Origin of the sequence: Janthinobacterium sp. HH104 (genome assembly GCF_001758715.1) — a bacterium.
Taxonomy (GTDB): Bacteria; Pseudomonadota; Gammaproteobacteria; order Burkholderiales; family Burkholderiaceae_D; genus Janthinobacterium; species Janthinobacterium aestuarii.
In genome coordinates this window covers 577,040-596,339 of the sequence record NZ_LRIB01000013.1, presented here as the reverse complement: position 1 = coordinate 596,339, position 19,300 = coordinate 577,040, and the positions used below count along the sequence as shown (strand labels likewise).

16 protein-coding genes are annotated in these 19,300 nt (G+C 64.3%); 11 read left to right on the top strand and 5 right to left on the bottom strand.

Annotated elements, in window-relative coordinates; all coding sequences use genetic code 11:
- Positions 1-107 precede the first annotated feature (107 nt).
- Positions 108-1,388: a cytochrome-c peroxidase gene (locus tag JAB6_RS03490; RefSeq protein WP_083292503.1), complete on the bottom strand. Its 1,281-nt coding sequence runs from the start codon at positions 1,386-1,388 to the stop codon at positions 108-110.
- Positions 1,389-1,551: 163 nt separating this feature from the next.
- On the opposite strand from JAB6_RS03490, the gene acpA reads away from it, so the two are divergent.
- The gene (acpA, locus tag JAB6_RS03485) at positions 1,552-3,672 is read left to right on the top strand and encodes an acid phosphatase (RefSeq protein WP_070301379.1); all 2,121 of its coding nucleotides are present in this window, start codon (positions 1,552-1,554) and stop codon (positions 3,670-3,672) included.
- Between the two features lie 65 nt (positions 3,673-3,737).
- Here acpA and JAB6_RS29235 read toward each other — a convergent pair whose 3' ends face one another.
- Positions 3,738-4,643: a hypothetical protein gene (locus JAB6_RS29235; protein WP_175444478.1), complete on the bottom strand. Its 906-nt coding sequence runs from the start codon at positions 4,641-4,643 to the stop codon at positions 3,738-3,740.
- A 168-nt stretch (positions 4,644-4,811) separates the two neighbouring features.
- Between JAB6_RS29235 and JAB6_RS03475 the strand changes: the two genes are divergently transcribed.
- Together JAB6_RS03475 and JAB6_RS03470 are read left to right on the top strand one after the other, a co-directional pair.
- Complete coding sequence (locus JAB6_RS03475; RefSeq protein WP_070301377.1) at positions 4,812-5,696, top strand: hypothetical protein; 885 nt, start codon at positions 4,812-4,814, stop codon at positions 5,694-5,696.
- A complete protein-coding gene (locus JAB6_RS03470) occupies positions 5,693-7,195 on the top strand; it encodes a hypothetical protein (RefSeq protein ID WP_034747262.1) in 1,503 nt (500 codons plus the stop codon). The genes JAB6_RS03475 and JAB6_RS03470 overlap by 4 nt, the downstream gene beginning before the upstream one ends.
- A 93-nt stretch (positions 7,196-7,288) precedes the next feature.
- Here the strand turns inward: JAB6_RS03470 and JAB6_RS03465 are convergent, their stop codons facing one another.
- Complete coding sequence (locus JAB6_RS03465) at positions 7,289-7,735, bottom strand: hypothetical protein (protein ID WP_070301376.1); 447 nt, start codon at positions 7,733-7,735, stop codon at positions 7,289-7,291.
- 265 nt (positions 7,736-8,000) lie between these two features.
- On the opposite strand from JAB6_RS03465, the gene JAB6_RS03460 reads away from it, so the two are divergent.
- A complete protein-coding gene (locus JAB6_RS03460) occupies positions 8,001-9,071 on the top strand; it encodes a hypothetical protein (protein ID WP_070301375.1) in 1,071 nt (356 codons plus the stop codon).
- Here the strand turns inward: JAB6_RS03460 and JAB6_RS03455 are convergent.
- A complete protein-coding gene (locus JAB6_RS03455; protein WP_254671444.1) occupies positions 9,064-10,023 on the bottom strand; it encodes a LysR family transcriptional regulator in 960 nt (319 codons plus the stop codon). The genes JAB6_RS03460 and JAB6_RS03455 overlap by 8 nt on opposite strands.
- 109 nt (positions 10,024-10,132) lie before the next feature.
- Between JAB6_RS03455 and JAB6_RS03450 the strand changes: the two genes are divergently transcribed.
- Positions 10,133-10,972 (top strand): phytanoyl-CoA dioxygenase family protein, encoded by an 840-nt coding sequence (locus JAB6_RS03450; protein ID WP_070301373.1) that lies wholly within the window; start codon positions 10,133-10,135, stop codon positions 10,970-10,972.
- Positions 10,972-11,793, top strand: coding sequence for a sugar phosphate isomerase/epimerase (locus JAB6_RS03445; protein WP_070301372.1), 822 nt, complete (start codon positions 10,972-10,974; stop codon positions 11,791-11,793). The genes JAB6_RS03450 and JAB6_RS03445 overlap by 1 nt, the downstream gene beginning before the upstream one ends.
- Here the strand turns inward: JAB6_RS03445 and JAB6_RS03440 are convergent.
- On the bottom strand, positions 11,790-12,707 hold the full coding sequence (locus JAB6_RS03440) for a LysR family transcriptional regulator (protein ID WP_070301371.1): 918 nt from the start codon (positions 12,705-12,707) through the stop codon (positions 11,790-11,792). The two genes, JAB6_RS03445 and JAB6_RS03440, sit on opposite strands and share 4 nt — an antisense overlap.
- A 120-nt stretch (positions 12,708-12,827) precedes the next feature.
- Here JAB6_RS03440 and JAB6_RS03435 point away from each other — a divergent pair, with 120 nt between their 5' ends.
- From JAB6_RS03435 to JAB6_RS03415, 5 genes are all read left to right on the top strand, one after another.
- Positions 12,828-13,703: an aldo/keto reductase family oxidoreductase gene (locus JAB6_RS03435; protein ID WP_083292501.1), complete on the top strand. Its 876-nt coding sequence runs from the start codon at positions 12,828-12,830 to the stop codon at positions 13,701-13,703.
- Between the two features lie 21 nt (positions 13,704-13,724).
- A complete protein-coding gene (locus tag JAB6_RS03430; RefSeq protein ID WP_070301370.1) occupies positions 13,725-14,186 on the top strand; it encodes a MarR family winged helix-turn-helix transcriptional regulator in 462 nt (153 codons plus the stop codon).
- Positions 14,187-14,351: 165 nt separating this feature from the next.
- The gene (locus JAB6_RS03425) at positions 14,352-16,727 is read left to right on the top strand and encodes a M1 family metallopeptidase (protein WP_070301369.1); all 2,376 of its coding nucleotides are present in this window, start codon (positions 14,352-14,354) and stop codon (positions 16,725-16,727) included.
- Positions 16,724-17,212: a DUF6702 family protein gene (locus JAB6_RS03420; RefSeq protein ID WP_070301368.1), complete on the top strand. Its 489-nt coding sequence runs from the start codon at positions 16,724-16,726 to the stop codon at positions 17,210-17,212. Before JAB6_RS03425 ends, JAB6_RS03420 begins: the two co-directional genes overlap by 4 nt.
- Positions 17,213-17,234: 22 nt before the next feature.
- Complete coding sequence (locus JAB6_RS03415; RefSeq protein ID WP_070301367.1) at positions 17,235-19,271, top strand: TonB-dependent receptor; 2,037 nt, start codon at positions 17,235-17,237, stop codon at positions 19,269-19,271.
- The last annotated feature ends 29 nt before the right edge of the window (positions 19,272-19,300 follow it).

Here is a 19,300-nt window from a genome sequence, read left to right as displayed (position 1 = left end):
CAGATCAGTTCGCAATATACACCTGCCTAAAATTTTCTAGCGTGCGCTAACGCACATAAAAACAGGCTTTTGTGGCGTAGTTGTAAGCAATGGTATCTTGATATCTTTTAGCCATGTTTTCCCTGTGCCGGGCGAGGTTCCCGATAGCCATCCGTCAGGGTGTGCAGGAAGGCGATCACGTCGGCGATCTCCCTGTCGTTCAGGGCTGGCGCCTGGCCCGGCTGGCGGTCGAACGGCGCTTCCACGTTCACGTTCGCCGCCAGGCCGGGCGGCAGGTCGTCGTATTTGCGCACCTTGCCGTTTTTATCCATCGGATACCATTTTTGCGGCGCCGTATCGCGCTGCACGTAAAAGCGCAGCACCTGCTCCAGGCTGGTAAAGCTGCCGTTGTGGAAGAACACCTTGCGCAGAGCGACGTTGCGCAGGGACGGCGTCTTGAAGCTGCCGCAGTACTCTTTATGTTCCATCAAGTCGGTGCGGTCCGGACCGCACAAGCCCATGTCGAAGTACGCGGGGTCCGCGTTGACAGGCAGCTTGCCATTGCGCGGCACACCGATATTGATCAAGCCGTAATCGGTAAACTGGGGAAAGGCGCCGCCGGAAGTAATCTGGCTGATATGGCAGGACGCGCAATTGCCCTTGAGCTCATCGTTGAACAGGGCCAGGCCGCGCGCTTCCTGCGGGCTCAAAACGGCCTGCTTGCGCAGCACGGCGTCGTACTTGCTCGTATATGGATAGAAGTCCAACGGGCTTTCCTGGAACACTTCCAGCGACATCAACGCCCAGCGCAGCGCCTGGCCCGGCTGCGCGAAGATATCGGCGCCATACGTCTGGCGGAACTGCGCCGCCAGGGGGCCGGCCTGCAATTTGGCGACGACGGCAGCCGCATCGCGGTTGCCCATTTCGCGTTTGGAGAGCAAGGGCGCCAGCGCCTGCTCGTGGCCGGACTGGGCGCGGCCATCCCAGTTGCGCCCGCCCGTGGGACCCGCGTCGACGCTGTCATCGCCATCGTCGTCGTGATAGTGCTCGGTGAAGGCGGGCGCCGTCTGCAGGTAGCGCAGCGAGGGCGCGGCGCGCGTGCCCGCATCTTTTAACTCTGGTCCCCCCAGCTGCACCGCCAAGCCATTCGGCGGGCCATACGCGTGCTCGGGACTGTGGCAGCTGGCGCACGACATTTTTCCTGAGACAGACAGGCTGGGCTCGAAAAACATGGCCCGTCCCATGGCCGTCATCTGGGCCACGGAAGGCTGGCGTTGCAGGGTGGGCGCGTAGGCGCCCGACAGATAGGCGGGCTTGGCGACGGCTTCTTTTTGCGCTGCAGGATGGCAGGCGGCCAGCAGACAGGCGGCCACGGCGGCAAGCAGCAAGGTGGAGTTCGTTTTCATCATGGGCTGGCAGCGTAGCAATGGCATGTGACAGCTGCGTGACAAAACCCTGCAAAACCTAATGTATCAGGTCCGTACATTACGTCATGTAACAGGCGCTGACATGTCACGCAGCTGACATATTGCCTGCCTAGCATGCGACGTTTTCCACCCAAAAGGCATGCACATGAAACCGCACTCCCACCCTGTCTTACGTCCCCTGCCTATCCTGCTGTCGCTGGGCCTGGCCGCCTGCGGCAGCAACTATGCGATCACGCCCAGCACCACAGGCCAGGTGATCGGCAGCTATTATGAAAACGCCCAGGTGTGCCTGGAAAGCGCCAGCGCCAAACTCACGTGCGACAGCGCATCCAGCCCCGTGCGCACGGCCGCCGACGGCAGCTACACACTCGACGGCCAGGGCGCCGTGCTGGTGACCATCGGCACGGACGCCATCCGCCATGAAGTCGTCGGCGACGCAGGCACCAAGGTCACGCAAAAACTGCTGCTGCGCGCCCCCGCCGGGCACAGCGCCTTCGTCAGCGCCCTGTCGACGGAATTGGCGCAAGTCATGGATGGCAATGGCGGCGACTTTGCGTCCGCCAGCGGCAAGCTGGCCGCGCGCATCGGCGTGTCCGAAGCGGGCCTGGCGTCGGACTTCAACAAGGCCAGCGGCGACGAACTGGCGAAACTGAAGGCGGAAAACGCCAGCGTGACGGCCTTGATCGCCAGCGCCAGCGCGCAGGCAGCGCCCGCCGATGCGCTGACCGCACTGAATAGCAGCTTGGCGCTGAACAATATTCAGACCATCGTCGTCATCTATGCGGAAAACCGCGGCTTCGACAATCTGTACGGCCTGTTCCCCGGCGCGAACGGCGTACCGGGCGTCAACCCCACGTCAAGCGCCGCCTATGTGCCGCAGAAAGACATCGACGGCAGCACCCTGCCCGTGCTGCCGCCCACCTGGGGCGGCATGACGGCGGCCGGCCAGAGCACCGTCATCACGCAGGCGCAATCGGCCAACCTGCCCAACAAGCCATTCCAGATCGATGATGCCAGCAGCCCGCTGTACCTGCCGCAATCGGTGATCACGCGCGACCTCGTGCACCGCTTCTACAACAACCAGATGCAGATCAACGGCGGCGCCAACGATAAGTTCGCCGCGTATTCCGATGCGGGCGGCCTGTCGATGGGCTATTACGACGGCAGCAAGATGCAGCTGTGGGACATCGCGAAACAATATGCGCTGGCCGACAACCTGTTCATCGGCGCGTTTGGCGGCTCCTTCCTCACGCACCAGTACCTGATCTGCGCCTGCGCGCCCACCTACCCGAACGCCGCCACCTCGGTGGCGAAAGGCTCGATCGCCAAGATCGACGTCGACGCCAACGGCAACTTCGTGCGCCTGACGCCATCCGCCTCGGCGCCAAGCACGGTCTTGAACGGCGCGCCCGCCTATGCCAACGACGGCGCGCTGACGCCGGCCGACAGCTCGGGCATGTTCTACGCCGTCAATACCATGCAGCCGCCGTTCCAGCCCAGCAGCAACGCGCCCGCCTCGGGCGACAGCAGCAAGCTGTATGCGGACACGGGCAAGGCCAACACGCTGCCGCCGCAAACGCAGACGAATATCGGCGACCTGCTCTCCGGCAAGAACATCGACTGGGCCTGGTATGCGGGCGCCTGGAAGGATACGACGGCCCTGGCCACGGCCGGCGCGCGCGCCGGCAGCTTCCCGAATCCGCCGAACTTCCAGTTCCACCACCAGCCGTTCAATTACTTTGCCAACATGGACCCCGTAAAGGCGCCCGCCTACCGCGCCGCCCACCTGCGCGACTTCGACAGCCAGTTCCTCAGCGACGCGGGCGCCGGCAAGCTGCCGCCCGTGACCTTCTACAAGCCGCAGGGCAATTTGAACCAGCACCCGGGCTACGCCAGCGTGGCCGATGGCGACGCGCACATCGCCAGCGTCATCGCCCAGCTGAAGAAAAGTCCGCAATGGAAAAACATGCTGGTCATCGTCACCTACGATGAGAACGGCGGCTTTTATGACCACGCCGCGCCGCCGAAGGGCGACCGCTGGGGTCCGGGCACGCGCGTGCCGGCCATCCTCGTCTCGCCATACGTGAAAAAGGGCTTGGTCGACCATACGCAATACGATTCAGCCTCGATCCTGCGCGCCATCACGCACCGCTTCGCCCTGCCCGTGCTCGATGGCTTGAGCACGCGCGACAAGGCGCTGGTGGCCAATGGCGGCAAGCCGATGGGCGACTTCAGCGCCGCGCTGGCGCTGGTGCCGCAAGAGTAAGGCTGAGTAAGGCTGAAAAATTCGCCCGCCCGGTTTGACCGCGGCGGGCGTTTTACCTGTTGGCGCTACTGGCCCGGTGACGCATCGAGCAGCGAGCGTTCGAGCAATTGCGACAGCGCCGTGCGCAGCGCCTGCGTGCGCGCCGCCAGTTCCGGCCGCTTGTAGCGCTCGGCGGCGATCAGGCTGTTTTCCAGGCAGACGCGGTCGCCCCTGGCCAGGCAAGCGTCGGCCAGGTCGAGCTGGGCGCTCGCTTGCGCCACTTTCACCTTGGCGTCGAGTTCCAGGGTGTCGGGATCGTCGCCCCAGCGTTTCACGTAGATGGCCAGGCGCGTGGCGGCCAGATCCGGCTTGCCCGCATCGAGCGCCTGCTTGACGCTGTCCTGCAGCGCCGTCCACGCCTGCGCCCGCTGCTGTTGCTTCTCGCAAGTAGCGGCGGACTTGGTAATGCTCGCCTGCAAGCGCTTGATGTGGGCGGCGGGCGCCTTGGCGCTTTTCAGCACGGCCAGCGCGCTGCGCGCCCCATCGAGGTCGCACTGCGCCGCCAGCGCAGTGGCGGCCTCGACCTGTTCCGCCACGCTGGCCGGCTTGTCGGCGGGCTTGTTATAAAACCAGATACCGGTCAGCACCACCGCCGCCGCAATCCATGTGCGCAAGCGCACGGGCGGGCGCGGCGGCGGCACCGAACCCTTGCCGGCAGGCTTGGCGGGCGGCGCCTTGACCGGCGCGGCAGGCGCTGGCGGCAAGGGTACTGGAGGGACAGGCTTGGGAGCAGGCGCGGCAGCGGGCTGCGGCGCGGGCTGCGGCATGGGAATGGGCGGAGCTACGGGCACCGGGGGCGGCGCCACTGCCTTCTCCAGAACAGGCGCTTGCGCCACCTGGCGCGCGCCGCAAAACGGGCAATGCGCCACGCGCAGCGGCAAGGGTTGGCCGCACGCGGCGTTGATGCAAACGTCATTCACTGTTTCAAGCACATTCCAACCTTTTCCTGGAGTCATTCCACTGCGTTCTGCCGCAATATTACCTTACGCAAGCATCACAACGGCGCACCCGCACCGTGTTCCACAGCCTTGATACCGATCAAAAAGCATCGGCCGCCGCGGCCTAAGCTGGAAGCACCGGCCAAGGACAAGGAGAACGCCATGCCAGCCCACCTGATCATCGAAGACGGCCAGCCCTGGTGGGACAGCGCCGATATCTGGGTCGTGCCGGGCACTGATCCGAATGGCCCGCCGGGTGCGCCCATCGCCGGCACCAGCAATTACCTGTGGGGCCGCGTGCACAACACGGGCAACAGCGCCTCGAACGGCGTGCGCGTGGATTTTTACTGGGCCGATCCTTCCGGCCAGATCGCCGTCGGCGCCGCCACGCAGGTCGGTTCCGCGTTTGCGGACTTGCCGCCCGGCGCCACGCAGGAAGTGCTGTGTCTGGTGCCGTGGATCCCCGTCATCGTCAATGGCGGCCACGAATGCCTGCTGGCCGTGGCCCATGGCCCGGGCGACGTCAACCCGCTGCCCGATCCCCTGCCCAACGGCTTTCCCTTTCAGCCCAAGCAGCACGAGCAGATCGCCCAGCGCAATGTCACCGTGGTGCTGGCGGCAAGACGCGCGCAATTGCTGAGCATCGCGGTGGCGGCCCTGCCCCGTGCGACGAAAAAAGTGGAGCTGCAGATTGAATATGGCGGCGAGCTGCCCGAGCGCCTGCTGGCCACCCTGGGGCTGGAGCGGTGGCAGCCGGCCAGGGACGCACGCCTGGTAGCGGGCCTGGTGCGCACGCCCCATTGCAATGGCGATGCGCCCGGCGAGCAAAAGCTGGTGCTGGAAGTGCCGCGCGGCCAGGCGCAGGCCGTGTACCTGAGCGTGCGCGCCGAAGCCTTGCCGCCACGCCAGTATGCGCTGCTGCGCGTGCTGGAAACGCGCGACGGCAAGGTCATGGGTGGCGTTACGTATGTCGTCACCGATCTCGAGAACGAGCAAGCTCAAGAGCCCGCGCAAGAACAGCACAGCCCCGAGGAGCAAGCATCATGAGCGATACCCCCCTGCAGGTGCTGACGCGGCCGTTCGCGATCGAGCCCGTCACCAATATCATGCTGCCCGATGGCATCTTCGACAATGCCATCTATGGCTTGCGCATCGCCGCCCACGTCACCAATATGTCCGGCAGCGCCCTGACGAATGTCACCGTGTACCTGGAAAGCGTGGGCGACCCCGGCATCGTGCCCGTGGCGCACACCTTTTTCTTTGCCAGCATTCCCGCCGGCGCGGCCATGCTGGTCATGTGGGATGCCGACTTCCAGCATGCGGCGCCCGGCAAGCGCCTGGTCAGCTTTGTCGCCAAGGCGGACGGCCACACGCCGCACCGCTCGATCCAGCAAATCTTCGTGTCGCAGACGCGCTTCGACAGCGCCACCAACACCTACACGTGCACGGTCGAGGAAGGCACGCTGGAACTGTCCAAACCGCAAGGCCACCTGCCGGGCAAGCGCTGGGGCAGCACGGGCACGGATGGGAAGGAGTGCCGCTGCCCGCCCGGCCTGGGTCCCATCGTGCCGACCGGCATGACCCTCGTCTGGACGCCGAACCCCGCTTATGCGGGCACGCACGGAGACTTGCCGTTTTCCGACCCGTGGTGGAAAGTGCTCGCCATCATCATTGCCATCATCGCCGCATTGGTGGCCATCATTGCCGCCGCGCTCGGTTCGGGCAAGGCCAGCTTCAGCGTGGGCGGCACCTTCGAGGAAACCGATCCCAGCGTCGATTGCTGCTCACTCGAGGGGGCCGGCTCGGGCCAGCCCGAATTCACGGTGGCGGGCGTGGCTTCGGCCATCGCCTCGGGCGCCATCGCCGTCGCCTGCTCCGATATCGCGGACCCGTTCTGGCGTGGCCAGGAAGCAACACCACCGGCCGCCGGCGAACTGACCCTGGCCGAGCGCGTGGTAGCGAAATGGGTGTTGCCGGAAGCGCCGAACGCGGGCTTGCCCTACACGGCCGACATCAGCTGGGAATATCAGCGTTTCACGACGGGCGCCACCTACCAGCATGCCGTCACCGAAACGCAAGTCAACATCCACGTGGCGGGGCCCGTGGAAACGGATACGCCCGCCGTCGTGCAGGCCTACGAACCGCTGTGGATACGCGCCAGCTTCAAGCGCGACAATGGCAATGTCTTCCGCGGCACGGAACTGTATGCCTTCGTGCTGTTCCAGGCGCCGCAAGGCCTGTATTTCGTCGAATCGCTGACCGACGACGGCCTGGGCTTCGACCCGGGCGCCAACGATGGCGTCTACGCAGGCAGCCTGGACTTGAAGCGCGCTTACCGCACCCTGCTGCAATATGATCAAAAGGTCTATGGCACGTGGCGAGTCTTCGTCTTCGCCCAGGACGTCAACCTGACCAAGCCCGGCACGCCGCCCGAAATCGCCGCCCAGCACATCGGCGGCATGTTCGTCGCCAGCGCCATCGAAATCACCTTCGACGACACCCTGCCCTGCCCGCTCAAGGCGCAGGCGAATATCGTCGTGGTGTAGTAAGAAGCGAGGTCAGGCGTAGGTCGAGTAGGTCGGATTAGCGGGGCAAAGCCCCGCGTAATCCGACAACATTGTTGGCTCCCGTATGCACACCTACACCTTGACGCTTTCAGCCTTGGCAATGAGGGTGCGCGGAATAATATCCGTCGCCGGGCAAGTATCCATCGCATCCGAATACGCAAGCCAGCGTTGCAGACTTTCCATGCGGCGAATCGTGATGCCCTTGCCATTGATATAGCCGATCTGCTCGAAATTGGCGGGGCTGGTGGTCAGTTTCGACACGGTGGGCGCATTGTCAACCAGGCGGTCGTAGGCCTTGCGCGCCTTGTGCTCCCACTTGGCCAGCACGGGGTCGTCAAAGCGGTTGCTTTCAAAATACACGGTGATGGTGCGGTCGTGGTTGGCAAAGCCGACGATGGCCGCACCCTTGCGTATGGTCAACAGGACATCTTCCTTGACGCCCGTGACGGGAACGAAGACGGCGGCGCGCCCATCCGTATCCGGCCGCTCCATGGGAATATCTTGTCCGATTATGCTCATCGCATCACACTCTTAATTCTGGCTTGTCAGCCTGTTGTATTGATATGATTCTGTGGAACCGCGCCGGGCGCAAACGGGCTCTACCGCTGCTTCCCGCTCTGTCCAAGCTCGCCGTCAAGCGGTTTATCAATAATACATTGCCGTGTGGCACTACACAAGATCACCCGCGCCACAGGCAAGCGGCCCTACGCCCGATGGCGAATGGCGGCACCCGCAGCAATCGCCTTATAATGCCGTGTTTACTTCACGTCCCCACCTTCGCACCATGACGCTTCCCGAGAATGACACCAGCCGGCTCGACGCCATCAGCGCCGCCGCCACCGAAGTGGCCGCGCAAAACGTGGCCGACCTGCTGGCCATGGCCATCTGCCACCGCCCGGACGAACCGTCCCTGATCGTCTGCGACAAACGCAGCTGGCTCAACGTCGTGCTGACGGAAGCGTATCGCCAGGCCTTGCCGGACGCCACCTTCATCGATTTCGACGAGGTCACGCCCGACGCCGTGCTGGCCGCGTTTGCCGAACTGCCGGCTGGCAGCCTCGTCGTGCTGATACAGTCGACCAGCTTCCGCCTGGAAGCGTTCCGCATCCGCATCGAGCTGTTCAAACGGGGCCTGAAAGTGATCGAGCACGTGCACCTGTCGCGCATGCCCGGCGTGCAGGGACTGCACTACATCGCCTCGCTGGCCTACGACCCCGCCTACTATCGCGGCGTCGGCCACGCCTTGAAAGCGCGCATCGACACGGCCCGCCACGGCATGGTCGACAGCGGCGGCGAACAGCTCGTGTTCGCCTCGCCATTCGAGGGCGCCAAGCTCAATATCGGCGACTACAGCGGCATGAACAATATCGGCGGCCAGTTCCCGCTGGGCGAAGTATTCACGGAAGCGCAGGACCTGGAAGCCGTGAACGGGCGCGTGCGCATCTTTGTTTTTGGCGACACGCACTTCATGGTCAACCGCCCCGACACGCCGATCACGCTGATTATCGACAAGGGCAGAGTGACGGGGACGGAAAACGCCACGCCGGAATTTACCGCCATGCTGGAGATCATCCGCGCGCACGAAGGCGAAGTGTGGGTGCGCGAACTGGGCTTCGGCATGAACCGCGCCTTTTCGCGCGAACAGCTGGTCAACGACATCGGCACGTATGAACGCATGTGCGGCATCCATCTGTCGCTGGGCGCCAAGCACGGCGTCTACACGAAACCGCAATTCAAGCGCAAGGATGCGCGCTACCACGTCGATATCTTCGCCGTCACCGAAGCAGTTTATCTGGACGACGAGCGCGTGTACGCCGATGGCGCGTGGACGGTGGAGCCGGTCGCCTTCAGTTAAAAAAACCCGCCGCTTCCAGCTCGCGGTCCCATGGCGGCACGGGCTGGTATTCGGCCACGAGGAAATCGATCAGCGCGCGCACCTTGGGCGACGGCTGGCGGCTGGCCGGATACAGGGCGCTCAGGTGATTGAGCGGCAGCTCCCAGTCCGTCAGCACTGGCACCAGACTGCCATCGAGCAGATTACGCCAGGCGAGGAAGGTGGTGCTGTAGACGATGCCGAGACCCCGCTGCGCCGCCTGGTGCAGCACCAGCCCGTTATTCGCTGTAAAACCCGCCTGCACGCGCACGCTCACGTCTTCGCGCGACGCTCCCTCTCCACGCTGGAAATGCCAGTTCGTGCCATCGGTCAGGTGGCTGAAATGCAGGCACTGGTGCCGCAACAGCTCTTGCGGCGTATGCGGCACGCCCCATTGCGCCAGGTAGGCGGGGCTGGCGCACAGCACGGCGCGGCACGGCGCCAGCGGCCGCATGGCCAGCGCGCTGCTGTCCGGGATACCTCCCACGCGTATCGTCAAGTCAAATCCGTGGCGTATCGGGTCGAGCAGCGCATCGTCGACAAACAACTCGGCCTGCACCTGCGGGTGCAGCAGGCTGAAACGGGCGACGGCATCGGCCAGCCACGCGCTGCCGAAACTCGACGGCGCCTGGATGCGCAGCGGCCCGGCCAGCTCCGCTCCCGCTCCCGCCTGCGCCACGTGCGCCACCATGCGCGCCGCTTCCTGCGCCTGGCTGACGGTGGCCATGCACGGCGCCAGGTAGGCGCGGCCCGCGTCCGTCAGACTCACTTCGCGCGTGGAGCGGTGCAGCAGGCGCGCATGCAGGCGTTCTTCCAGCTGCATGATGGTCTTGCTGACCATGGCCCGCGTCAGGCCCAGGCGCTGCCCGGCCAGCGTGAAGCTGCGCTGGCGCGCCACCTCGACAAAGATTTCCATCGCTTTTAATTGATCCATGTCAAAGATTGTCTGCGTTTTGGCGACAATCTGTCAACCGCTGGGCGATTGTTTGCCGCCCTCGCCCATCCTACAATGGCGCTTTCCACTGACTTCAGGAGCCGCCGCCATGCTAACGATCGAACAACAAGAACAGTATCAACGCGACGGCTACATCATCCTGCCCGGTTTCAAGGGTGCGGACGACATCGCCGCCCTGCGCGCGCGCGCCGAGCAGATTGTCAACGAATTCGATCCCAGCCAGAGTCAATCCATCTTCACCACGCGCGACCAGGCAAAGAACACCAACGATTATTTCCTCGCGTCCGACAACACCATCCGCTGCTTCTTCGAGGAAGAAGCGTTCGGTCCGGACGGCCAGTTGAAACAGGCGAAATCGCTGTCGATCAACAAGATCGGCCATGCCATGCACGATCTGGACCCCGTCTTCCGCGCTTTTTCGGCCGATCCGAAACTGGCCCAAGTGGCGCGCGACCTGGGCCTGGCGGATGCGCAGGTGTGGCAATCGATGTACATCTTCAAGCAGCCCGGCATCGGCGGCGAAGTGCGCTGGCACCAGGACGCCACGTATTTCGAGACCACGCCCATCAGCGTGACCACGTTCTGGTTCGCGCTGGAAGACGCCACCCTGGACAACGGCTGCCTGTGGGCGGAACCGGGCGGCCACTGCGGCCCCTTGCGCGAACGCTTCATCCGCAACGGCGACCAGGTAAGAGTGGAAAAACTCGACGCCACGCCGTGGCCCGACGACAGCACGGCCGTGCCGCTGGAAGTGAAGGCGGGCGCCCTCGTCTGCTTCCACGGCTTGCTGCCCCACTACAGCGCGCCGAACCGCTCGCCCGTGTCGCGCCACGCCTACACCTTGCACGCCACCGACGGCCGGACACAGTACGCGGCCCACAACTGGATACAGCGCGACGACTCCTTCCCCGTGCGGGGCTTCGTCTGATGCGCATCGACGTCTTCGCCGCCCACTGGGGCAATAACGCGCTGCCGCCCGACGTCTTCATCGACAAGGTGCTCGATGCCGGCTTCGATGGCATCGAGATGTCGCTGCCGCTGGACGCCGCCCTGCGCGAGGAATGGACGGACCGCATCGCCAAGGCGGGACTGCAACTGATCGCCGCGCAGTGGGAAACCGTGTTCCACAGCGACTTCGAGCTGCACCGCGCCGCTCTCGCCGAACTGCTGGAAAACGCCTGCCTGGCGCGCCCCGTGCTGGTCAACACGCACACGGGCAAGGATTTTTATACGCAGGCACAAAACGCAGAACTGCTCGACCTGGCCGCCGCCATCTCGGCCAGGCACGGCGTGCCCATCGTGCATGAAATCCACCGCAGCCGTTTCAGCGGCCACCCGATGCTGCTGCTGCCGTATCTGCAGCAGTATCCCGATCTGCCCTTGACGGCCGACCTGTCGCACTGGTGCTGCGCCTGCGAATCGCTGCTGGAAGACCAGCCGCACACGCTGGCGCAAGTGCTGCCGCTGGTGCGCCACGTGCACGCGCGCGTGGGCCATGCGCAGGGTCCGCAAGTAGCCGACTTCCGCGCACCGGAAGCGAAACCTGCGCTCGACGCCCACCTGGCCTGGTGGGACGCCATCGTCGCCCTGCGCCGCGCGGCCGGCGCCGAGCGCATGACGTTCACGCCGGAATTCGGCCCCGCGCCGTACACGCAAACCTTGCCCTGGACGCAGCAGCCCGTGAGCGACGCGTGGGAGCAGAATGTCGCGATGCTGCAGCTTTTACGCCAGCGCTATCCGACGGATTAAGGAAACTGCGCAAAATTGGCCTGCACGAAATCGATGAAGGTACGCAGCGGCGCTGGCAAATGGCGCCGGCCCGCATAGTATAAAAACGGGCCGGGAAAGGGCATCGCCCAGTCTTCCAGCACGGGCTGCAGCTGACCCGCATCGATATATGGCTGCAGCCACTCTTCAAACAGATAGACGAGGCCATGGCCGGCGATGGCCATGCTGACCGCAAAATCAGCCGCCGTCGGCGTGACGATCACGGGGCCGTCCGGCTCCACACTGACCTTTTGCCCGTCCCGCTCGAACTCCCACGGTGGAACCGCGCCACTGAGGAATTTCCCCAGCAGGCAGGCATGCCGCAGCAGGTCGCGCGGATGCACGGGCACGCCGCGCTGCGCCAGGTAGGACGGTGAGCCCGCCACCGCGAAGCGCTGCGTGCGCGGGCCGATGGGGATGGCGATCATGTCCTGCTCCAGCCGCTCGCCATAGCGGATGCCCGCGTCGCAGCCGCTGGCGACGACATCGACAAAATTATTATCGACCACCAGCTCGACCCTGATCTGCGGATAGGCGCGCAAGAACTGGTCGACCATGGGCTGCAAAAAGAAGCGCGCCGCGTTGACCGGCACGTTCAGGCGCAAGGTGCCGCGCGGGCTGTCGCGCAAGTCGTTCAGCACATCGAGCGCGCTGCTCACTTCATCGAGCGCCGGGCGCAAACGCGTCAGCAGCAGCGCACCGGCCGCCGTCGGCGTCACGCTGCGCGTCGTGCGTTCCAGCAGGCGGATGCCCAGCTGCTGTTCCAGCCGCCGCAGCGCTTCGCTCATGGCGGACGCGGACTGCCCGCTGGCCCGCGCGGCCTGGCGAAAACCGTGGTGCCGGGCCACCAGGGCAAAGGCGGCCAGATCGGCCATGGAAGGGTTGTCTGCATGCATGAGTAGCGCTTTCATTGTGCGTAAATGAGTACAGCCTGTGCCGGATTGACCCGATTATCATACAGCGCAATCGGCCTTACGATGGCTGCTCCCTTACTCGACCACCACACAGGAGCTGCCATGCACACGCCTTCCCCCGCCCGCGACCAATTCACGCCCGCCCATTGCGACATCGTATTCAACCGCCTCGGCTACGGCGCCATGCAACTGGCCGGCCCGCACGTCTGGGGACCGCCGAAAGACCGCACCGCCGCCGTCGCCGTGCTGCGCGAGGCCATCGAACTGGGCGTCAACCATATCGACACGTCGGATTTTTACGGCCCGCACGTCACCAACCAGATCATCCGCGAAGCGCTGCATCCCTACCACGACGGCTTGACCATCGTCACCAAGATCGGCTTCATGCGCGGCGCCGACCAGTCCTGGCTGCCTGCCGCATCGCCACAGCAGCTGCGCGACGCCGTGCACGACAACCTGCGCAATCTGGGCCTGGACGTGCTCGACGTGGTCAACCTGCGCGCACCGGGCATGGCCGGCCCGGACGGCTCGTCGCTTGCCGGGCCGCTGGACACCTTGGTGCAGCTGCAGCGCGAAGGCCTGGTGCGCCATATCGGCCTGTCCAATGTCGATGCGGCCCAGGTGGCCGAGGCACAGCGCATCAGCCCCATCGTCTGCGTGCAGAACCACTACAATCTGGCGCACCGCGCGGACGATGCGCTGATCGACTCCCTGGCCGCGCAAGGCATCGCCTATGTGCCCTTCTTCCCCCTCGGCGGCTTTTCGCCGCTGCAGTCCGATACCTTGAACCAGGTGGCGGCCGCCATGCAAGCCACGCCGATGCAGGTGGCGCTGGCCTGGCTGCTGCAGCGCGCGCCGAACATGCTGGTCATTCCCGGCACTTCATCGGTGGCGCATCTGCGCGAAAACGTCGCGGCCGGCGCGCTCAGGCTCGATGCGCAGGCGCTGGCGGCATTGAGGTCGCTTGCAACTAAGTAGCGCACTATATATACTGTACCCATGGATACCACTACCGCTCCCAACCCCTTGCACCAGGTGCCGCGCCTGGACGGCCAGCTATGCTTTGCGCTGTACTCGACCTCGCTTGCCATGAACAAGCTGTACCGCAAGCTGCTGCGCAAGCTCGGCCTCACCTATTCGCAATACCTGGTGATGATGGTGTTGTGGGAGCGCGACGGCTTGACGGTGTCGGAAGTGGGCGAGCGCCTGTTCCTCGACTCGGCCACCCTGACGCCCTTGCTCAAGCGCATGGAGCAATCGGGCTTGCTCACGCGCACGCGCGCCGCCAGCGACGAGCGCCAGGTCATCATCTCCCTCACGCCGCAGGGCGACCAGCTGCGCCACGAGGCGGCCCTGCTGCCAGAGGCCATCCTGGCGGCCAGCCACTGCAGCGTGGAGCAGGTTGTGGACATGAAACAACAACTGAACCAGTTGCGCGACAGCCTGATGAAAAGTGAGTGAAAGCACCGCTTTTCCGAGCAAAATCAGGCAAAGCATCGCCCTGACAGCGCCACGCAAAAGCTGGCGCGAAATCCGCCTTTCTTTATTACAAATCGATACATGGATGGCCCCACCCTGCGTATAGAATAGTTGCCACTATTTCCTTACAACAACATCAGGGTGATCATGCGCATACCTTTCGGCTCCGTCGCTTCGCTGGCTCTGTGCTTTACCGTATCGGCCTTTGCCGCCGAGCCATTCGACGACAAGTTCCGCCAGCTCGAAGAAGTGCTGCCGACCCCGAATACCTACCGCACCGCCTCCGGCGCGCCAGGCCACGCCTACTGGCAGCAGCGCGCCGACTACACGATCCGCGCCACCCTCGATGAAGCCAAACGCGAAATCGCCGGCAGCGGCACCATCACTTATCACAACCAGTCGCCCGACACGCTCGGCTACCTGTGGGTGCAGCTGGACCAGAATATCTACAAGCCCGATTCCGACGCGCGCCGCATGGCCACGGCGCCCTCGCGCCAGGCGTGGGCCAAGACGGCGGGCGAAGACACGATGAAATTCGAAGGCTTGCGCGGCATCCTCGCGCGCGGCGACTTCCAGGGCGGCTTCAATATCCGCGCATTGAAAAGCGCCGATGGCCAGCCCCTCAAGTACGTTGTCAACCGCACCATGATGCGCATCGACCTGCCGCAGCCCTTGAAACCGGGCCAGGATTTCGTCTTCCAGGTCGACTGGGATTACCGCATCAACGAACAGAAGGTGCTGGGCGGGCGCGCCGGCTATGAAGTCTTCGACGACAAGAACGCCCTGTTCGAAGTGGCGCAGTGGTTCCCCCGCATGGCGGCCTATTACGACGCGGCCGGCTGGCAGCACAAGCAGTTCCTCGGCTCGGGCGAATTCACGCTGGAGTTCGGCGACTACGACGTGCAGCTGACGGTGCCTGCCGACCATATCGTCGCCTCCACGGGCCAGCTGCAAAACCCGCAGGACGTGCTGTCGTCCGCGCAGCGCGAGCGCCTGGAAAAAGCGCGCGGCAGCGACAAGCCTGTCGTCATCGTCACGCAAAAGGAAGCGGAAGCGGCCGAGAAATCCGTCAGCCGCGCGCAAAAGACGTGGCACTTCAAGGCGGCCAACGTGCGAGACTTCGCCTGGGCCTCGAGCCGCAAGTTCATCTGGGATGCGCAGAGCTACAAGAAGGGCGGCAGCGATGTGATGGCCATGTCCTACTATCCGAAGGAGGGCAATCCGCTGTGGGAAAAATACAGCACGCAAGCCATCGTGCACACGATCGAGCAGTACAACAAGTACAGCATCGACTATCCGTACCCGACGGCCATTTCCGTCAACGGCCCCGTGGGCGGCATGGAGTATCCGATGATCTCGTTCAACGGCCCCCGTCCGGTGAAAGACAAGAAGACGGGCGAGCTGACCTACTCGAAGCGCACCAAGTATGGCCTGATCGGCGTGATCATCCACGAGGTGGGCCACAACTACTACCCGATGATCATCAACTCGGACGAGCGCCAGTGGACATGGATGGACGAAGGCCTCAACACCTTCGTGCAATACCTGGCGCAGCAGGCGTGGGAAGAAAACTATCCGGCCTCACGGGGTGAACCGCGCGAGATCGTCGACTACATGCGTAGCCGCGACCAGGTGCCCATCATGACCAATTCAGAGTCCCTGCTGCAGTTCGGTAACAACGCCTACGCCAAGCCGGCGGCGGGCCTGAACATCCTGCGCGAGACCATCCTCGGGCGCGAACTGTTCGACTACGCGTTCAAGGAATATGCGCAACGCTGGAAGTTCAAGCGTCCCACGCCGGCCGACTTTTTCCGCACCATGGAAGACGCGTCCGGCACGGACCTGGACTGGTTCTGGCGCGGCTGGTTCTATACGACCGAGCCGGTCGACATCAGCATCGACGGCATCAGCGAATACGGCGTGAGCTCGAAAGATCCGGCAACGGAAAAAGCGTGGAAAAAGGCGCAGAAAGAGGCCCAGCCGGAATCCGTCACGAGCCGCGCCAACAAGGGCATGCCGCGCCGCGTCGATGCGCATCCTGAGCTCAAGGATTTCTATAATCAGCACGACGATTTCACAGTGACCAACAAAGACCGCAACGCCTACGCCGAAGCGCTGGCCGCACTGGAACCGTGGGAAAAAGACTTGCTGAAACAGGGCAAGCACCTGTACCTGGTCGACCTGTCGAACGTGGGCGGCATGGTCATGCCCCTGATCCTCGAGATCGAACTGAAAAGCGGCAAGAAATACGTCGAGCGCGTGCCGGCCGAAGTGTGGCGCTACTCGCCGAAGAAAATCACCAAGGTCGTCATCACGGACGAGCCGATGGTGGGCCTGGTGCAGGACCCGTACTGGGAAACGGCCGACATCGACACGAGCAACAACAGCTGGCCGCGCAAGATCACGCCATCGCGCCTGGAGCTGTTCAAGAGCGAGAAGTCGCCCAAGGATAACCTGATGCGCGATTTCCATACGCCGCTGAAAGGCCAGAACGGCGGCTCGTCCAAGGGCGACGAGGCATGAAGCGCTGGCGCGCGCTGGGCGCCGCCTTGCTGGCCTGCGCCAGCATGGCGGCCGGCGCCCATAATTTCCACATGGGTATCGCCGACATCAGCTACAACGCGGCCAGCGGCAGCACGGAAGTGGTGCACACCTACACGGGCCACGACGTCGAGGCGCTGCTGACGAACCTGTACCAGCGCCAGTTCGACCTGGGCCAGGAAGACAGCGAAGCGGCGCTGCGCCGCTATGTCGAAAAACAGTTTTACCTGGTGGGGCCGGACGGCAAACGCTTGCGCCTGAACTGGGTCGGCATGAAGGTCAACGCCGACAACGTGGTCATCTTCCAGGAGATCGAACGCACGCGCCTGGCCCCCGCCACGCGCATCCATAACCAGTTGCTGATCGACTTCCTGCCCAGCCAGCGCAATACCCTCAACGTGCAGGACAGCGGCACCATCCAGACGCTGATTTTCGACCGCCAGAACACGGAACTGCCGATCCGCTAAGCCCTGCCACACCCAGACATCCATGACGCCACGCTCTCTTCCCCTGCTCCTCGCCGCCCTGTTTTCAGCCACCGCCGCCCACGCCGACGACATCTTCCAGCGCGTGCTGATCGACGGTTCGCGCCTGAACCAGCTGGGCGTGGCCGATTCGGCCAACGCGGGCAGCGTCACGCAACAGCAGCTCGATGCGCGCACCAGCTACCGGCCCGGCGAATTGCTCGAAGCCGTGCCGGGACTGATCGTCAGCCAGCATAGCGGCGAAGGCAAGGCCAACCAGTTCTACCTGCGCGGCTTCAACCTCGATCATGGCACGGACTTGCGCACCACGGTCGACGAAATGCCCGTCAACCAGCGCAGCCATGGCCACGGACAGGGCTGGACGGACCTGAACTTTCTGATCCCCGAACTGGCCATGCGCCTCGAATACAAAAAGGGGCCGTATTCGGCGGCGCAAGGCGATTTTTCCTCGGCGGGCGCGGCGTCCGTCGTCTACGCGAACCGCCTGACGCAGGGCATCGCCAGCATGGGCGTCGGACAAAACGGTTTTCGCCGCGCCCTGCTGGCCGATACGCTCGATGCGGGCGACGGCAGCCTGCTGTACGCGCTCGAAGCGCAGCGCAACGACGGCCCGTTCACGCAGCCGGACCGCTACCGCAAGCTCAATGGCGTGCTGCGCTACAGCGAAGGCTATGCCAACAACGGCTTCAACGTCACGGCCATGGCGTATGACGCCAGCTGGAACGCCACCAACCAGATTCCGCTGCGCGCCGTGCAGGACGGCACCCTGGGCCGCTTCGACGCCGTCGATGCCAGCGACGGCGGCAAGGCCCAGCGCTACAGCCTGTCGGGCGCCTGGCGCCAGACGACGGACGACATGTCGTCCAGGGTCAGCGCGTATGTGATCGCCAACCGCCTGGCCCTGTTCTCGAATTTTACGTATGCGATGGACGACCCCGATAACGGCGACCAGTTCGCCCAGCCCGACCGGCGCGTGACGGCCGGCCTCCACGCCAGCCACACCTGGCACCGCCACACGGACAGGGGCAGCAGCGACACCACCATCGGCCTGCAGCTACAGAACGACAATATCCACAATGGCCTGTACAACACGCGGCAGCGCCAGACCATGTCGACCACGCGGCAAGACCATATCGTCGAATCGAGCATCGGCGTGTATGGCGAAAACAGCACGCGCTGGTCGCGCTGGCTGCGCACCGTGGCCGGCCTGCGCGCGGATGCCTACCGCTTCGACGTGCGCAGCGACCGCGCCGCCAATTCGGGCAAGGCCAGCGACCATTTGTTCAGCCCCAGCCTGAGCGTGATCGCCGGACCGTGGCGCGATACGGAAGCGTATATCAACATTGGCAATGGTTTTCACAGCAACGACGCGCGCGGCACGACGATCACGGTCGACCCGAAGACGGGCGAAGCGGCCGACAAGGTCACGCCACTGGTGCGCTCGCGCGGACTGGAACTGGGCTTGCGCAGCGCCGCCATCGCCGGCCTGCAAACGTCGCTGTCGCTGTACCGGCTGGACTTCGATTCCGAACTGCTGTTCATCGGCGACGCGGGCGCCACCGAGGCGGGCCGCCCCAGCCGCCGCTACGGCATCGAGTTTTCCAGCTACTACAAGGCGGCCAGATGGCTGTCGCTGGACCTGGACCTCGCGTATGCGCGCGCGCGCTCGCGCGGCAGCGACCCGGCGGGCGACTTCATCCCCGGCGCCATCGAAGGCGTGGCCCAGCTGGCCCTGACAGTGACGCCGCCAGGGCCGTGGTCGGGCTCCTTGCGCCTGCGCTACTTCGGCCCGCGCCCTCTGATGGAAGACAACAGCGTGCGCTCGTCGGCCAGCGTGGGCTTGAACGGGCGTATCGCCTACCAGATCGACAAGACCTTGCGCGTGGAAGTCGAAGGCTACAACCTGGCCAACCGGCGCGACTCGGCCATCGACTACTACTATGCCTCGCGCCTGCCCGGCGAAGCGCAGCCCGTCGACGACATCCACTTCCATCCGGTGGAATCGCGCTCGCTGCGCCTGACCCTGGTAAAGAATTTTTAAGTAAACAAGAATAATTCTTATCGGACTGC

What these genes read in the sequence shown, in the direction of transcription:
- JAB6_RS03490 (WP_083292503.1), bottom strand. Translation starts at nt 1,388, where the DNA reads ATGATGAAAACGAACTCCACCTTGCTGCTTGCCGCCGTGGCCGCCTGT.
- acpA (WP_070301379.1), top strand. Translation starts at nt 1,552, where the DNA reads ATGAAACCGCACTCCCACCCTGTCTTACGTCCCCTGCCTATCCTGCTG.
- JAB6_RS03475 (WP_070301377.1), top strand. Translation starts at nt 4,812, where the DNA reads ATGCCAGCCCACCTGATCATCGAAGACGGCCAGCCCTGGTGGGACAGC.
- JAB6_RS03470 (WP_034747262.1), top strand. Translation starts at nt 5,693, where the DNA reads ATGAGCGATACCCCCCTGCAGGTGCTGACGCGGCCGTTCGCGATCGAG.
- JAB6_RS03465 (WP_070301376.1), bottom strand. Translation starts at nt 7,735, where the DNA reads ATGAGCATAATCGGACAAGATATTCCCATGGAGCGGCCGGATACGGAT.
- JAB6_RS03460 (WP_070301375.1), top strand. Translation starts at nt 8,001, where the DNA reads ATGACGCTTCCCGAGAATGACACCAGCCGGCTCGACGCCATCAGCGCC.
- JAB6_RS03455 (WP_254671444.1), bottom strand. Translation starts at nt 10,023, where the DNA reads ATGGATCAATTAAAAGCGATGGAAATCTTTGTCGAGGTGGCGCGCCAG.
- JAB6_RS03450 (WP_070301373.1), top strand. Translation starts at nt 10,133, where the DNA reads ATGCTAACGATCGAACAACAAGAACAGTATCAACGCGACGGCTACATC.
- JAB6_RS03445 (WP_070301372.1), top strand. Translation starts at nt 10,972, where the DNA reads ATGCGCATCGACGTCTTCGCCGCCCACTGGGGCAATAACGCGCTGCCG.
- JAB6_RS03440 (WP_070301371.1), bottom strand. Translation starts at nt 12,707, where the DNA reads ATGCATGCAGACAACCCTTCCATGGCCGATCTGGCCGCCTTTGCCCTG.
- JAB6_RS03435 (WP_083292501.1), top strand. Translation starts at nt 12,828, where the DNA reads ATGCACACGCCTTCCCCCGCCCGCGACCAATTCACGCCCGCCCATTGC.
- JAB6_RS03430 (WP_070301370.1), top strand. Translation starts at nt 13,725, where the DNA reads ATGGATACCACTACCGCTCCCAACCCCTTGCACCAGGTGCCGCGCCTG.
- JAB6_RS03425 (WP_070301369.1), top strand. Translation starts at nt 14,352, where the DNA reads ATGCGCATACCTTTCGGCTCCGTCGCTTCGCTGGCTCTGTGCTTTACC.
- JAB6_RS03420 (WP_070301368.1), top strand. Translation starts at nt 16,724, where the DNA reads ATGAAGCGCTGGCGCGCGCTGGGCGCCGCCTTGCTGGCCTGCGCCAGC.
- JAB6_RS03415 (WP_070301367.1), top strand. Translation starts at nt 17,235, where the DNA reads ATGACGCCACGCTCTCTTCCCCTGCTCCTCGCCGCCCTGTTTTCAGCC.